This is a genomic window from Saccharopolyspora sp. NPDC000995, from assembly GCF_053599315.1.
Genome location: NZ_JBSFLZ010000027.1, coordinates 1 through 14,158 on the forward strand (window position 1 = coordinate 1; position 14,158 = coordinate 14,158).

Sequence of the window (14,158 nt, forward strand, 5' to 3'; positions counted from 1 at the left end):
CGGCGCTCTACGGCGCATCCCTCTGTCATCAATCCGCGGTTCCGGGGAAGCCGGGGGCGGCAGTGTCATACAGGCCCTCGAAGGGCGACCACCACAGGCCGTCACCCCGGCTTCCGCCTAGTTCCTACCACAAGCCCCATCCAAGGGCTCGCACGGAAGAGGGTGCACTAGTGACCACCATCCTCGAGAAACCCCAGCAGGCCCAAGCAAAAACCGGGCCGCGGAAGATGCCCGCGGGCGCGTTCAGCCCGCGCCAGCTGTGGGCGTCGTTACCGGAAGCGCTGCGCAAGCTCAACCCCAAGCACCAGCTGGCCAACCCGGTCATGTTCGTGGTGTGGGCGGGCTCGGTGCTGACCACCGTGCTGGCCGTGACCGATCCGAACGTGTTCAGCATCGCGGTGGCCGCCTGGCTGTGGTTCACCGCACTGTTCGCCAACCTCGCCGAAGCGGTCGCCGAAGGCCGGGGGCGGGCGCAGGCGGAATCGTTGCGCCGCACCAAGACCGAAGCTGTCGCGCGGCGGCTGGTCGACGGCGTCGAGGAGCAGGTGCCGGGCACGGCGCTGCGTATCGGCGACTGTGTCTTGGTCGAGGCCGGCGAGGTCATCCCCGGCGACGGTGACGTGGTGGAAGGAATCGCAACCGTCGACGAGTCGGCGATCACCGGCGAATCCGCCCCGGTGATCCGGGAATCCGGCGGCGATCGCTCGGCGGTCACGGCCGGCACCACGGTGCTGTCCGACCGGATCGTCGTGCAAATCACCACAAGACCCGGCGAAACCTTCGTGGACCGGATGATCGCGCTGGTCGAGGGCGCGCAGCGGCAGAAGACACCGAACGAGATCGCGCTGACGATCCTGCTGTCCACGCTGACGATCATCTTCCTGCTCGCGGTGATCGCGCTGCAGCCGATGGCCGGCTACTCCGGCTCGCTTCTGTCGGTGATCACGTTGACCGCGCTGCTGGTCTGCTTGATCCCGACCACGATCGGCGCGTTGCTGTCGGCGATCGGCATCGCGGGCATGGACCGGTTGGTGCAGCGCAACGTGCTCGCCAAGTCCGGTCGTGCCGTGGAAGCCGCCGGGGACGTGGACACGCTGCTGCTGGACAAGACGGGCACCATCACCTTCGGCAACCGGCGCTGCACCGAACTGCTGCCCGTCGGCGAGGTGACGCTCGGCGAGCTGGCCGAGGTGGCGCGGCTGTCCAGCCTCGCCGACCAGACCCCCGAAGGCACCAGCATCGTGGCGTACTGCGCCGAGCAGTACGGGCTTGCGACGAAGCCGCAGGGCCCGGAACTGCACGCCGAAGAGGTCGCCTTCACCGCGCAGACCCGGATGAGTGGCATCGACATCGACGGCCGCGAGATCCGCAAGGGCGCCACCAGCGCGGTGCGCGGATGGGCTGGCGGCATCTCATCCGAGGTGGCGGAGCTGACCGACAACATCGCCTCGCAGGGCGGCACGCCGCTGGTTGTCGCCGAGCGCAGCGGCGGGACCACCCGCGTGGTCGGCGTGATCCGACTCTCCGATGTGGTCAAACCGGGCATGAAGGAGCGGTTCGCCGAGCTGCGCGCGATGGGCATCCGCACCGTGATGGTCACCGGTGACAACGAACTCACCGCCAAGGCCATCGCCACCGAGGCGGGCGTCGACGACTACCTCGCCGAGGCCAAGCCGGAAGACAAGATGGCGCTGATCAAGGCCGAGCAGGAAGGCGGCCGACTGGTCGCGATGACAGGTGACGGCACCAACGACGCGCCCGCGCTCGCGCAGGCCGACGTCGGCGTCGCGATGAACACCGGCACCGCGGCGGCCAAAGAGGCCGGCAACATGGTCGACCTCGACTCCGACCCGACGAAGCTGATCGAGATCGTCGAGATCGGCAAGCAGCTGCTGATCACCCGCGGCGCGCTGACCACCTTCAGCATCGCCAACGACCTGGCGAAGTACTTCGCCATCCTGCCCGCGATGTTCGTGACGATCTACCCGCAGCTAGACGCGCTGAACATCATGCGGCTGGCCACCCCGACCTCGGCGATCCTGGCGGCGGTGGTCTTCAACGCGCTGATCATCATCGCGCTGATCCCGCTGGCGCTGCGCGGGGTCCGCTACCGGCCGACCACGGCGATCGCGCTGCTGCGCCGCAATCTGCTGGTCTACGGCCTCGGCGGCATCGTCACTCCGTTCCTCGGCATCTGGCTGATCGACCTGGTCATCCGCTTCATCCCAGGTATCGGCTGAGGAGATCCCAGACGTGCCGAGATCCCATTGGTTCGCAAATTCAATGGAAGTTGCGGATCTCCTGACCGACTGAACCGGAGAGGCACTGATGAACAACACCCTGCTGCGCCAGACACTTGCGGGGCTGCGGCTGCTACTGGTGGCGACGGCAGTGCTCGGCATTGCCTATCCGCTGGCGATCTGGGGCATCAGCAGGATCCCCGGCCTGCAGGCCAACGCCGAGGGCTCGCAGATCGTGGTGGACGGCCGCGCCGTCGGCTCGTCGCTGATCGGCATCGACCCGGTCCCGGCCGACCCGGCCAACGATCCGTACTTCCACACCCGCCCGGCGGCTTCCGCCGAAGGCAACCTCGGCCCCGGCGACCCGGCCAGCACCGGCGGCTCCAACTACGGCGGAGACAGCGAGGACCTGCTGGCGGCCGTGCAGGAGCGGCGCGGTGCGATCGCCGCTCGCGAGGACGTCCGGCCGGAGCAGGTGCCCACCGACGCGGTCACGGCGTCGGCCAGCGGCGTCGACCCGGACATCAGCCCGGCCTACGCGGAGCTGCAGGCGCCCCGGGTCGCGCGCGTCACCGGCCTCTCGTTGGACGAGATCCGGAGACTGGTCGCCGAGCACACCAGCGGTGGGGTGGTTGCCGAGCGCGTGGTGAACGTGACAACCCTCAACGTCGCCGTCAACCGGGGCAGGGTGCGGCCGGCGGGGTAAATTTCCTGGCCAGGGCCCGTGAGCACGTTCGGGTGCGATAACGCCCGAAAGTGCTCACGGGTCGACGGCTGCCACTGGGCGGGGACAACCGCTAATAACAGCGGGTCGTAGGAGACTGGAAGCGTGGTGGAGAAGGGACGACGGCGCGGCGAGCTGCGGATCTACCTCGGTGCGGCACCGGGGGTCGGCAAGACCTACGCGATGCTCAACGAGGCGCACCGACGCCTGGAGCGCGGCACGGACGTCGTGGTCGGCTTCGTGGAGGACCACGGCCGTGCCAAGACCGCGGCGCTGCTCGACGGTTTGGAGGTCGTGCTGCGGCGGCGCGTCAGCCACCGCGGGGTCGAACTGACCGAGATGGACCTCGACGCGCTGCTGGTCCGGAAACCGGAGGTGGCCGTCGTCGACGAGCTCGCGCACACCAACGTCCCCGGTTCCCGCAACGAGAAGCGCTGGCAGGACATCGACGAGCTGCTCGACGCCGGGATCAACGTGCTGTCCACCGTGAACGTGCAGCACCTCGAGAGCCTCAACGACGTGGTGGAGACGATCACCGGTGTGCGGCAGCAGGAAACCGTGCCGGACGAGGTGGTGCGCCGCGCCGGGCAGATCGAACTCGCCGACATCACTCCGGAAGCACTGCGCCGCCGCATGGCGCACGGCAACGTCTACGCGGCGGACAAGGTCGACGCCGCGCTGGGCAACTATTTCCGCACCGGCAACCTGACGGCGCTGCGCGAGCTCGCGCTCCTGTGGTTGGCGGACCAGGTCGATGTGGCGTTGCGCCGCTACCGCGCGGAGAAGAAGATCACAGCCACCTGGGAAGCCCGTGAACGGGTCGTGGTCGCCGTCACCGGGGGCAGCGAGAGCGAGACGCTGATCCGCCGGGCCCGCCGGATCGCGGCCCGTGCGGGCGCGGAACTGCAGGTCGTGCACGTGTTGCGCGGCGATGGGCTCGTGGGGGCGTCGCCGAGCGGCATCGCCCGCGCCCGGAAGCTGGCCGACGCCGTCGGCGCCAGTTTCCACACCGTCGTCGGCGACGACGTGTCCGAGGCGCTGCTGGAGTTCGCGCGCGCCGCGGACGCCACGCAGCTGGTGATCGGCACCTCGCGGCGCTCCCGCTGGGCCCGGCTGTTCGCCGAGGGCATCGGGGCCGTCACGGTGCAGAAGTCCGACGCGATCGACGTGCACATGGTCACCCACCCCGAGGCCGGTGGGCGGCGTTTCCTCAAGACGATCCCGCGGAATCCGCTGTCGTCGGCGCGTCAGCTGTGGGGCTGGGTGCTGTCGGTGCTGCTGCCGAGCGCGGTCACTGCGGTGGCCTACTACTTCGGCGACGTCGCGCTGTCCACGGATGTCGTTGGCTATTTCCTGGTCACCGTCGTCGTCGCACTCGTCGGCGGGATGGCACCGGCGATCGTCGCCGCGCTGCTCTCCGGCGGGCTGCTGAACTTCTTCCTGACCCCGCCGTTTTACACGTTGACCGTGGCCGAGCCGCAGAACCTCGTGACGGTGATCACGATGATGATCGTCGGCATGCTGGTCGCGTTCATGGTCGACCGGGCGGCGAGGTTGGCAGAGCAGGCCACCAATGCGCGCACCGAAGCAGCGCTGCTGACCTCCTATGCCCGCACCGTGCTAACCCACCCCGATCCGCTGGCGCGGCTGCTGGAGAAGGTGGTGGAGAACTTCGGCCTGACCTCGGCGGCGCTGCTGGAGCGCACCATGGACGGCTGGCAGGTGGCGGCCTCCACGGGCACGCAACCCTGCACGAAACCCGAGCAGTCCGACGTGGATATCGAGGTCAACCCCGACGTGCACCTGGTGCTCAAACGGCCCGGCCGCAGACCTCTGCCGGCGGCCGATCGCACGGTCCTGGAAGGCGCGGCCGGGCAGGCGCTGGTCGCGCTGCGCCAGCAGCGGATGGCCGCGGACGCGCAGGATGCCCAGCGCCGCGCGGACGCGACCCAGCTGCGCACGGCTCTGCTGTCGGCGGTCGGCCACGACCTGCGCACCCCGCTGGCATCCATCAAGGCCTCGGTGAGCAGCCTGCGCGCCCCCGACCTACAGCTGTCCGAAGAGGACACCGCGGAGCTCCTCGGCGGGGTGGAGGAATCCGCGGACCGGCTGACCGAGCTGGTGGACAACCTGTTGGACTCCTCCCGGCTGGCGACCGGCGCGATCGCGCCGAGGCTGCGCCCGGTGAGCTATTACGAAGTGGTGGCGCGTGCGCTGGCCGGGCTGGACGGGCGAGCGCACATCGACGTCGACATCGACGAGAGCCTGCCGCCGGTACTCGCCGACACCGGGCTGCTGGAACGCGTGGTGGCCAACGTCGTGCAGAACGCGCTGAAGTACGGGCGGCCCGACGGGGCAAGGATCAGTGTGCGGGCCAGCGAGCATGCGGCGCGGGTCGAGCTGCGCGTGGTCGACCACGGACCGGGGCTGCCGAAGGACGCCGCCGACGCTGTGTTCGCGCCGTTCGAGCGGCTCGGCGAGCGCGGCGAGCGCGGTGACACCGGGGTCGCCGGCGTCGGGCTCGGGTTGAGCGTGGCACAAGGTTTCATGACGGCAATGCACGGCACGATACGCGCCGAGGACACCCCCGGTGGCGGGCTGACGATCGTGCTCTCACTATCGGCGGTCACCGCGAATGGGCAGGGGAAACGATGACGAGGGTGCTGGTTGTCGACGACGAGCCGCAGCTGCTGCGCGCATTGCGGATCAACCTGACGGCGCGCGGTAACGAGGTGCTGACGGCCGTGGATGGCTCGTCCGCACTGCGCGTGGCCATCGACGGCAAACCCGACGTGGTGGTGCTCGACCTCGGGCTGCCGGACATGGACGGCAGCGAGGTGATCGCGGGCCTGCGCGGCTGGACGACGGTGCCGATCATCGTGCTGTCGGCGCGCACTGACTCCGCCGACAAGGTGCAGGCCCTCGACGCGGGTGCGGACGACTACGTCACGAAACCGTTCGGCATGGACGAGCTGCTGGCCCGCCTGCGCGCGGCGGTCCGGCGCGCGAACACCAGCGAAGCCGCCGACCAACCGGTGGTTGAGACGGCGACGTTCACTGTGGACCTGTCGGCGAAGAAGGTCCTGCGCGAGGGGGTGGAGGTCCACCTGACGCCGACGGAGTGGGGAATGCTGGAGGTCCTGGCCCGCAACCAGGGCCGCCTGGTGGCGCAGAAGCAGCTCCTCAAGGAGGTCTGGGGCCCCCAGTACGCGAACGAAACCCACTACCTGCGCGTCTACCTGGCCCAACTCCGCCGCAAGCTGGAACTGGATCCCAGCCACCCCCGCCACCTGATCACGGAAGCAGGCATGGGCTACCGCTTCGAACCGTGAGCTTCGCGCTTGCACTTACTGCGTGGTCTGCGCCTGTGGCGTACGCGAGGTCGCTGTCCTTGCCGGATAAGCGCGGAATCGAGCCCCGAAGGGCTCGATCACCCGCTGTTCACCACTGGTTCAACGTCGGCCGATGGCGCTAGTGGCTGACGGCCTGGCTGTGGTGCCTCATCTGCTCGTCGGAGCGGACGACCTTGTAGGTGTCGTCCATCGCAGGCGCGAGAAGGTCCACGGTTTCGACGACGCCCCGCCCCGGAAGTTCGACCACTCCTCGATCTCCGGGGAAGTACCGGGGATCGAGGGCATTCGGGGACCAGACGTCGTAGCGGCATCCCTGGATGAGAAGCATGATCCAGTTCGGTTCCAGGTGGTTGAGCCGCACCATGAACAGCGCGTAGAAGAGGTTCGCGCTCGTTTCGGTGTAGGTGTTGGCACCTACGGTGACCCAGACCTGCACGTCATCGCCGATCACCTGCCAGGTCACCCGCGCCTCCAGCGCACCTGCCTCACCGGTCTCGGGATGCTTGGTCCACACCCGGACCATTCGTGATACCGGAGCTCCCCCCTGCGGTGTCGGTTGCATGCCTTCTCCTCTTGGACGTTCGATCGGTCAGAGCTTGCTGCGGAGCAGTTTTTCGCGTTCAACGAGCCCGGATATCTCGCTGCGGATCTCAGCGGCCCTCGCCGGCGGAGGACCCTGCTCCAGGGCTTGGGAGAGCTTCTCCTTGACGTCTTCGATGGATCGCAGTTCTTGCAGGAGGTCTGCCTCGGTGCGAGGTATCGGATCGTAGGGCGGTTCCGGATGTTGCGGAGCCTCCGGCTCGTGGGGATGGAGATCCGGGGCATCGCGCGGATCGGGCCGGTGCCCGTCGTCCATCCAGCTGTCGGGTGTGTCGTAGTCGTCCCAGTCGGGACTCGGGCGGCCTGGCGTGTCCGTGCCAGGGCGGTAGGACGGTTCCGGCGGGGGTTCGGGTTGGCTGCCCTGCGGGCCGAAGGGCTTGTCGGCGTCGGGGTCGAGCCTCGGGTCGTAGTTGTCGTACGGGTTCGACGGGGCGTCGTGGAAGGGCCGTTCCGGGGGCAGCGAGTCGTAGTCGCCCCACGGCGGGGTGTTGCTCGGAGATTCCGGGGCGTGGCGGCCGGCGTCGCCGAGGCGGTCCGCCGTCTTGGCCACGTCGTTGGCTTTGCCCAGGTCACCGAGGCCATCGGCGATCTTGCTGCCGATCTTGGTCGCCCTGGTGGCCACGCCCGCGCCGCCGAAGGCCGAGGCGACCGCGTCCGGGGCCATCGAGCCGAGGGCCTTCGCCGGGTTCTGCTTCCAGCCGTCCACGTCGACGACGGTCTTGACCGCTTGGTAGGGGTTTTCGGTGATGGACATGATCGTGGTCGAGGCTGCCTCGTCGAACGCCGCCTTGCCTTCGGGGTCTATGCCCCACATGCCGGGCTGGCTGTAGAGGGCGGCTTCTCCGAGTCCCCACAGGCCAGCTCCCACGCCTACGACGCCCTCGACGGCACCCGCGCCGAAGTCGTAGATGGCACCGCCGAACAGTTGGCCCACATCGGCGATGTTGGCGCCGAGCTGCGCGAGCTTGCTCGGCTTTGCGGGCGCGGATTGGGCCGCTTCCAGGACGATCTTCGTGGCCTGCTCGTCCGCCGCCTGCACGGCCGCTTTGGCCGCGGCGATCTGTGCCTCGGCGCGGGCCCGAACCTCGGCGTTGGGGTCTACGAACGCCCTCGGTGCGACGTCCGAACTCCCGGATTCGTACGCCTTGACCGCCGCGTTGTGCTGCTTCGCGGCCGCCAGGGACGCCTCGTTCGCGCGGTCGAGCTCTTCCTTGGCCCGCGCGGCCTTCTCCTTCTCCCCGGCGAGGACCCTCTGGTAGTCGAGTACGGCCTTGCCCGCGTCTGCGAACGCGTCGGCCGCCGCCAACCACTCGGCTGGGGCCTTGTCGAGGTAGTTCGCCCGGAAAGCGTCGCCGGCCTGGCCGGTCCAGCCGCCGGAGTCGATCGACTTTATGCCCTGACCAGCGCGTTCGAAGGCGCCGCCGAGCTTGGTCAGGTGCTCGCCGATCTCGCCGACGGTGACCGGATCGCCTGGGATGACCTCCTGCGGACCGATTCCGGTCAGCTGCCCGAGCTTGTGCAGTTCGTGCCGGGCCTCGGCGACGTCCTGCTCGAAGGTGGTGCTGTTGCTGACCATCAGCCCTCTCGCAAGGTTTCGACGAGCTTCTGCTGAGCCTCGGCATCCATCTGCTGGTAGGCGGCGCGTGCCTCGCCGAGCGCATCCACGGCGGCGTTTCCGTCCTCGACCAGGTATCGGATGCCGAACTCCCAGGCGTCGCCGAAGCTCATCAGTGCGGCACCGAGCGTGCCGGGCCCCACGTGCGGGAGCGAATCCAACATCTTCTGCTTCAGGCCCATGCCCTGTTCGCCTGCACCGGCGCCGCCGCAGCCGGCCATCTCGCCGAGTTCGTTCACGGCGTCCCGGATGCCCGATTCGGCGCTCTCAAGGGCACCCACGTCTACGGTGAAACCGTTGCGCGCCATCACTTTCCGCCTTCGCTGAGTGCGATTTCATCGGACACGAGTCCGCGGACCGGCGCGAGCGCCGTGCCGTGTTCGCTGCCCGGATCGAGGACCAGGCCAGTACCGCTGGGCAGGGCCGGAAGGCACTCGTCGATGAGTTCGGCACCGGTCAACTCGCCGTAGCGCACGGTGTCGGCGCCGCGACCGGCGGCGCGGTAGAACGTGGCCATCCGGCCAAGCGAGGTGAACACCCCGAGCCAGGACAGCTCGCCGTGGCGCCCGGTCGGCAGCGCGAAACCACCGTCCTCAACGGACACCGCGACGTGCACTGCGGTGCCGCGCAAGGCGGCGGCGAGCTGTTTGATGGTCGCCTGGTCGGCGCGGAACAGGCGCAGGGCATCGAGCAGTTCGGCGGCCGATTCCGGCTCGTCGAAGATCGAGCCGGTGAGCCGAATTACGCCCTGGCGCGGAAAACCCGCACCAGGACGACTTTGAACAAGCGTCATGGAGCCACGCCTCCCCAACGTGGATCATGGAATCAACGGGGCGGAACGGTACCAAGCGGACACGTCACCGTGGGACACATGATTATCACGTACTGTGTCGAGAAGGTCACACTCCGGGTTGCTTCCTTCGGCGGTAAGTGGTCGTGAGTGCCTGGTCGGCGGGCCGCGAGGTCGGCTTCGACCTGGGCGATGGCCTCGTCGAAGGCGCGCCGCAACGCAGCTACCTCCCACGGGTGCAGGCGGAAGGGCTCCAAGTCGTCCGGCCCGCACACCTCCAACTCGCCGCCCCGACGCCGATCGAGCACACCGCGAGATCGCCGTCGAATCCCGGCACCGCAACAACCACTCACGCTTCGGATGCGACTCCTGGACCGGAGACTCCCCAGCGCCAGCTGCCATCTCCACCTCGCGATGTCGGTGGCCTATGTGGACGGTTCTCGCAAACGCAGCATCGCTTTTTTGGGACAGTTACACGTTTTTGGATCGGCATTGCAATGAATCCGTGGCAATCTTCCAGCAAGATGACGAAAGGATTCTCTTGATGGCTCGATATGCTGGACCCTCCGCTCGCTCTCGGCGGTTGGCGCATACCTTGCGGAGGCTCAGAATCGACGGCGGCTTCGGCTCGATCGAGGTGGCCAAGGCCGTTGGCATGTCCGGGAGCAAGATCTGCCGGTTGGAAGCGGCGGGATCGGCGTCTACCAGGATGACCTGGAGAAGCTGCTTAACTTCTACCGGGTGCCGAAGAGGCGGCGTGGAGCTTCTCGGCATCGCCCGGAACGCGGAGCAGCGAAGCTGGTTGCGGACCAGGAACCCGCACTTCCCCGGAGACTGGCAGACCTGGCGCGACTTCGCAGATGAAGCCAGCGTACTGATGCAGTACCTATGACGCTGCCAGGGCTTTTGCACCGCATAGGCGCGTTGGGTTGGTGTGAAGTTTTCAAGAGTTGGTGCGTGGCGGGAAGGCGCGCTGCTAGGGTCGGCTTTCGACCGGGTGATCAGACGCCGCGACCTGGGGGTTTCCCGCGATGACGACGCCAGCACCACCTCCGCCTCCGGTTCCCGGCGGCGTCGGTCAAACCATCACTGTCAACAAGGACAACGTCCTTGGGGTGCGCAAAATCATCCTCTCGGCGGCTGAGGACGCGCAGTTCAAGCTGTTCAGCCTCGCACACAACTTGGCTGTAGGCGCTCCCGCCGACGATGAGATCAGCGCGACCGCTGCCGCTGTCTGGACGGCGAACCTGCTGGGAAACCCAGACTCTCACTACACGCGTCTCATGCAGTACGTGGACAACGTCTTTGAACTGGGAAGACAACTCGAAGAGGCAGCCAAGCAGTACGGCTTCACAGAAGATGAGATCGTTGCATCGTTCCAGCTGCAGCAGAACCAGGTGTGAGGGGAGTCTCGTGCGGTTGCGCTTCGCGCATGGCTTGATCGGGTTGGCTGCCGTCTTCACCCTTGCTGGTTGCACGGTGAACGGCCCGGACCCGGAACCGCCGAGTCCAGCTCCCGCTTCGGCGGCAGCGCCGTCTTCTTCGCTGGACCTTCCGCAGCGCCCCAAAGACCTAGCGATTGCGGGTAAGCAGGATGCGGAGATCTGCACTTGGCTGTCCCCTGAGCAGAAGGCGCCGCTCCAGGTGGGTGGTGGCCGCCCGGTGGTCAAAAACGGGAACAACTACAATGGATGTTCTTTCGCCGGTGCCGCAGGAAAGGCTCAGTTCGGGATCTCGTTTCGGGTTGTGCCCGAAGGCTTGGACGATTTCGCGAAGAAAATTGCGGCGGTGAAGGCGAAGACCGCGACGACCTATGAGGTCAACGGCTTCGGCGCCGTGCAAGGGCAGGTTCCGGGTGCCGAGAGCCTCGGCTGTGCGGTGTTCGTCGACGCCGCCGAAGGGCAGACGCTCTACGTGGACCTGAGCCTAACCACCCCCGGCGGCATGAACGGCGAGCAGATGTGCGAGCGGGCGAAGCAGGCCGCGGAGGCGGCCGTGACGACCTTGCAGGGTAGCTAGGGGGAAGTCGTGACCAGCATCGATCCGATCCGCGATATCCGGTTCGAGGGGATGGACATCCCCCAGCTCCAGGAATGGATCATGCAGATCAAGCAGGGGCGCGGCGCGGAGTCGATGCAGGGCGCGGTGCGGGCGCTGGACGAGTGCGTGCAGGTGGTCGTCGATCTCGACGAGACGCTGCGCCGCGAGCTCGGCAAGCTGCAGATCGCTTGGGAGGGCAACGCCGGGAGCCTCGCGGCGGCCGCGACGCAGCAGCAATCCGTCTTCATGGCCGACGCCCCGGATCCCCTGAAGGCTTCGGCGGAAAGCGTCGACGCGCAGGGGCGGGGTTACGAATCGGCGCGCAACGGGCTGCCGAACAACGACGAGCTCAAGCACAAGCAGTCGGAGAACGCGATCGAATGGGCCGGGGGCGCCTTCGGCTACGAGAGCGACTACGACAAAGAGGCCAAGCAGATCGAGGCCCAGAAGCAGGCCGCGCAGGCGGCTCTCAATTCCTACCGCAACACCTCCGTCAGCCAGGCCGATTCCTACCAGCCGTTGCCCGAGATGCCGCCGGCCACGGTGTCGGCGCAGTCGGCGTCCGGGACGGGCATGTCGGGCATTGGCGCGGGCGTGGGTTCGGTCAGCGGCTACTACGGCGGTGGCGCGAGCGATGCCGGCGTGCTGGGCGGGGTCGTGGGCGGTGGAAACGTCGGTGGTGGCAATGTCGGCGGCGGAACCCCGCGCGGCGACCGCATGGCTCCGCCGGTGCCCGGCGACCGCAGCGGCAGCGGACGGCACTCGGACGAGCGCGAACCCGGTGGTGAGGCGGACCAGACGCCGGAGGCCGCCGGGACGAGCGACGGCATCAACCCCGCCACGGTGCTGGGCATCGCTGGTGGTGGCGCGGTGGTCGCCGGTATCGGCGCCTACGCGGCGAGCCGGATGCTCGGTGGCCGTGCCCCGGCGGCGGCGGGCGCCGGCGGCGCAACCGTGCGCGGCGGCGCGGTCGAAGGGATGGGTCGAGGAGGTTCGTCCGGCATCGGCGGCGGTCCTGGTGACACGGTGGCCGGGCGGGCCGCGGGCAACACCCCGGGCAGCCGTCCGGCGGCCGGTTCGATGATGGGTCCGGCGGCGACCCGCGGCGAGAAGCGCAGCGAGGACGAGGAGCACGAGAACAAGTACGTCGCCGAGGAAACCCCGTTCGACGACGAGAGGCTGGTCGCCCCTCCGGTGCTGGGGCACTTCGAGTCCGACGCCGAAGCCGACGAGGAACCCGACGACGAATCGAAGAAGCGGGACTGACGTTGCGCCCTGGAGCTGAAGCCGATCCGATAGTGCTGTCCGCATTGGAATTCGATGTGGTCTGCGAGGCGGAGAAACTCACGGAGCGCCGGCACATCATCCTCAACGTGCCGAGCCCGGGAGCGACGTACGCGGAGCGCGCCCAGCTCGTCGCGGACGTGTGGGCCGGGCTTCGCCATCGCCGCCTCGCCGAGGGCAAGCGCGACCGCGTCGACGTCGACCTCGGCGACCTGCTCGGCCTGTTGGACCGGCCGCAGCGCAGCATCGACGTGCGGATCTGGGCCGACCGGCCCATCCGCGCCCTGGCCTCGGCTAACGGCGCGGCGGGCCTGCTGACCATTGTGGACGGTGACATCGTCGAGCTCACCCCGATCCGCGGGGGTTCGCTGCCGGAGGCGGCGGTGTCGGTGGCGGGCGACATGCCGCCCGGTCCGGGCCGCGCGGTGAGCCTGCCCAACGACATCCTCCGCGAGGCAAGCGACTACGCGGGCCCGAACAACCCGCTGCTGTTCACCGACGAGCTCCGAGCCCTGGGCATCGCCCCGGATGACGCCGCCGACGTCGCGAACATGGCGGACGGCATGGGGATCCGGGGCCAGTTCGGCGTTGAGGCCTGCCCCGACCGAGGCGGCAAACCCGAGCGGGCCAGCAGGGTCGTGGCGTTCCACGACACGGACAAGGGCCGCTACAGCCACGTGGTCCGCGCGAGCGGGGACGGTCGATGCTGGAGCACGATAGCCCCGGCGGACAACGCGAGGATCGCGGCGTACGCCAGGGAACTGCTCGCCGAACTGTGGTCGGACTGAACCTCTTTCCGCTGGTCAGCTGCGATGAGTACGGTTAGGGGCAGAGCGTCCTAAAGCACTCGCGGGCGTTTCGCGCGGAGGTGTGGGTTGGTCGGGTACGTGGAGTTGGTCAAGCGGGCTCGGGAGTTGACCCGTAGCGGGCAGCGGCGGATCTTGGGAATCTCCGGTGCTCCCGGGGCTGGCAAGGGGACCGTTGCTGAGCGGGTTCTGCAGGAGCTCGGCAGCTCGGCCGTCCTGGTGCCGATGGACGGGTTCCACCTGGCCGACGCCCAGTTGCGGCGGCTCCGGCGGGCAGATCGGAAAGGCGCTCCCGACACCTTCGACGCCGCCGGGTACGTCGCTTTGCTGCGGCGGATTCGGGAATGCGGGCCGGATACCGTTTACGCGCCCGAATTCCACCGGGAGATCGAGGAATCCTATGCCGGCGCCATTGCCGTCGAGCCCGATGTTCCACTGGTGATCACCGAAGGGAACTACCTGCTGCTGGACGCGCCGCCGTGGTCGGCGGTTCGGGAATTGCTCGACGAAGCCTGGTTCCTCGCGCCCGATGACGATGTTCGGGTGCAACGGCTCATTGCGCGGCACATCAGTTACGGGCGCACTCCCGACGAAGCCGCGAAATGGGTTTACCGCAGCGACGAGCGGAATGCCGCTGTTGTCGCGGCGAGTCGGGATCGTGCCGATCTCGTCGTCGTCGGCGACCCGCGTTGATTTCCCCACGCGA

The 14,158-nt window shown here is 68.3% G+C and carries 13 protein-coding genes; 9 read left to right on the forward strand and 4 right to left on the reverse strand.

Annotation, left to right across the window (positions count from 1 at the left end):
• The first annotated feature begins 227 nt into the window (after nucleotides 1-227).
• The 4 genes from kdpB to ACWDKQ_RS12150 all read left to right on the forward strand — a co-directional run bounded on the left by kdpB (nucleotide 228) and on the right by ACWDKQ_RS12150 (nucleotide 6,296).
• Nucleotides 228-2,240: a potassium-transporting ATPase subunit KdpB gene (kdpB, locus tag ACWDKQ_RS12135; protein ID WP_450138836.1), complete on the forward strand. Its 2,013-nt coding sequence runs from the start codon at nucleotides 228-230 to the stop codon at nucleotides 2,238-2,240.
• A gap of 88 nt (nucleotides 2,241-2,328) precedes the next feature.
• Entirely contained in the window at nucleotides 2,329-2,946 is a 618-nt protein-coding gene (locus ACWDKQ_RS12140; RefSeq protein ID WP_450138785.1) for a potassium-transporting ATPase subunit C, read from the forward strand.
• Nucleotides 2,947-3,072: 126 nt separating this feature from the next.
• The gene (locus ACWDKQ_RS12145; protein ID WP_450138837.1) at nucleotides 3,073-5,619 is read left to right on the forward strand and encodes a DUF4118 domain-containing protein; all 2,547 of its coding nucleotides are present in this window, start codon (nucleotides 3,073-3,075) and stop codon (nucleotides 5,617-5,619) included.
• Complete coding sequence (locus ACWDKQ_RS12150) at nucleotides 5,616-6,296, forward strand: response regulator (protein WP_450138786.1); 681 nt, start codon at nucleotides 5,616-5,618, stop codon at nucleotides 6,294-6,296. Before ACWDKQ_RS12145 ends, ACWDKQ_RS12150 begins: the two co-directional genes overlap by 4 nt.
• A gap of 139 nt (nucleotides 6,297-6,435) precedes the next feature.
• On the opposite strand, the gene ACWDKQ_RS12155 is transcribed toward ACWDKQ_RS12150, so the two are convergent.
• The 4 genes from ACWDKQ_RS12155 to ACWDKQ_RS12170 are packed head-to-tail and all read right to left on the reverse strand — an operon-like array spanning nucleotide 6,436 to nucleotide 9,325.
• Nucleotides 6,436-6,879, reverse strand: a complete 444-nt coding sequence (locus ACWDKQ_RS12155) for a hypothetical protein (RefSeq protein ID WP_450138787.1) — start codon at nucleotides 6,877-6,879, stop codon at nucleotides 6,436-6,438.
• Between the two features lie 27 nt (nucleotides 6,880-6,906).
• Nucleotides 6,907-8,493 carry a putative T7SS-secreted protein gene (locus tag ACWDKQ_RS12160; RefSeq protein WP_450138788.1) on the reverse strand — a complete coding sequence of 529 codons (1,587 nt, stop codon included), beginning with the start codon at nucleotides 8,491-8,493 and terminating at the stop codon, nucleotides 6,907-6,909.
• Entirely contained in the window at nucleotides 8,493-8,840 is a 348-nt protein-coding gene (locus ACWDKQ_RS12165) for a hypothetical protein (protein WP_450138789.1), read from the reverse strand. Before ACWDKQ_RS12165 ends, ACWDKQ_RS12160 begins: the two co-directional genes overlap by 1 nt.
• On the reverse strand, nucleotides 8,840-9,325 hold the full coding sequence (locus ACWDKQ_RS12170) for an SseB family protein (protein ID WP_450138790.1): 486 nt from the start codon (nucleotides 9,323-9,325) through the stop codon (nucleotides 8,840-8,842). The genes ACWDKQ_RS12165 and ACWDKQ_RS12170 overlap by 1 nt, the downstream gene beginning before the upstream one ends.
• A gap of 1,028 nt (nucleotides 9,326-10,353) precedes the next feature.
• Here ACWDKQ_RS12170 and ACWDKQ_RS12175 point away from each other — a divergent pair.
• The 5 genes from ACWDKQ_RS12175 to ACWDKQ_RS12195 all read left to right on the forward strand — a co-directional run bounded on the left by ACWDKQ_RS12175 (nucleotide 10,354) and on the right by ACWDKQ_RS12195 (nucleotide 14,145).
• Entirely contained in the window at nucleotides 10,354-10,725 is a 372-nt protein-coding gene (locus ACWDKQ_RS12175; RefSeq protein WP_450138791.1) for a hypothetical protein, read from the forward strand.
• Nucleotides 10,682-11,341: a DUF3558 domain-containing protein gene (locus ACWDKQ_RS12180; protein ID WP_450138838.1), complete on the forward strand. Its 660-nt coding sequence runs from the start codon at nucleotides 10,682-10,684 to the stop codon at nucleotides 11,339-11,341. Before ACWDKQ_RS12175 ends, ACWDKQ_RS12180 begins: the two co-directional genes overlap by 44 nt.
• Before the next feature lie 9 nt (nucleotides 11,342-11,350).
• Complete coding sequence (locus ACWDKQ_RS12185) at nucleotides 11,351-12,628, forward strand: PPE domain-containing protein (protein ID WP_450138792.1); 1,278 nt, start codon at nucleotides 11,351-11,353, stop codon at nucleotides 12,626-12,628.
• Between the two features lie 32 nt (nucleotides 12,629-12,660).
• Nucleotides 12,661-13,434 (forward strand): ESX secretion-associated protein EspG, encoded by a 774-nt coding sequence (locus ACWDKQ_RS12190; protein WP_450138793.1) that lies wholly within the window; start codon nucleotides 12,661-12,663, stop codon nucleotides 13,432-13,434.
• An 87-nt stretch (nucleotides 13,435-13,521) separates the two neighbouring features.
• Complete coding sequence (locus ACWDKQ_RS12195; RefSeq protein WP_450138794.1) at nucleotides 13,522-14,145, forward strand: nucleoside/nucleotide kinase family protein; 624 nt, start codon at nucleotides 13,522-13,524, stop codon at nucleotides 14,143-14,145.
• Nucleotides 14,146-14,158 lie beyond the last annotated feature (13 nt).

What these genes read in the sequence shown, in the direction of transcription:
- ACWDKQ_RS12165 (WP_450138789.1), bottom strand. Translation starts at nt 8,840, where the DNA reads ATGGCGCGCAACGGTTTCACCGTAGACGTGGGTGCCCTTGAGAGCGCC.
- ACWDKQ_RS12150 (WP_450138786.1), top strand. Translation starts at nt 5,616, where the DNA reads ATGACGAGGGTGCTGGTTGTCGACGACGAGCCGCAGCTGCTGCGCGCA.
- ACWDKQ_RS12180 (WP_450138838.1), top strand. Translation starts at nt 10,682, where the DNA reads ATGAGATCGTTGCATCGTTCCAGCTGCAGCAGAACCAGGTGTGAGGGG.
- ACWDKQ_RS12155 (WP_450138787.1), bottom strand. Translation starts at nt 6,879, where the DNA reads ATGCAACCGACACCGCAGGGGGGAGCTCCGGTATCACGAATGGTCCGG.
- ACWDKQ_RS12175 (WP_450138791.1), top strand. Translation starts at nt 10,354, where the DNA reads ATGACGACGCCAGCACCACCTCCGCCTCCGGTTCCCGGCGGCGTCGGT.
- kdpB (WP_450138836.1), top strand. Translation starts at nt 228, where the DNA reads ATGCCCGCGGGCGCGTTCAGCCCGCGCCAGCTGTGGGCGTCGTTACCG.
- ACWDKQ_RS12140 (WP_450138785.1), top strand. Translation starts at nt 2,329, where the DNA reads ATGAACAACACCCTGCTGCGCCAGACACTTGCGGGGCTGCGGCTGCTA.
- ACWDKQ_RS12170 (WP_450138790.1), bottom strand. Translation starts at nt 9,325, where the DNA reads ATGACGCTTGTTCAAAGTCGTCCTGGTGCGGGTTTTCCGCGCCAGGGC.
- ACWDKQ_RS12160 (WP_450138788.1), bottom strand. Translation starts at nt 8,493, where the DNA reads ATGGTCAGCAACAGCACCACCTTCGAGCAGGACGTCGCCGAGGCCCGG.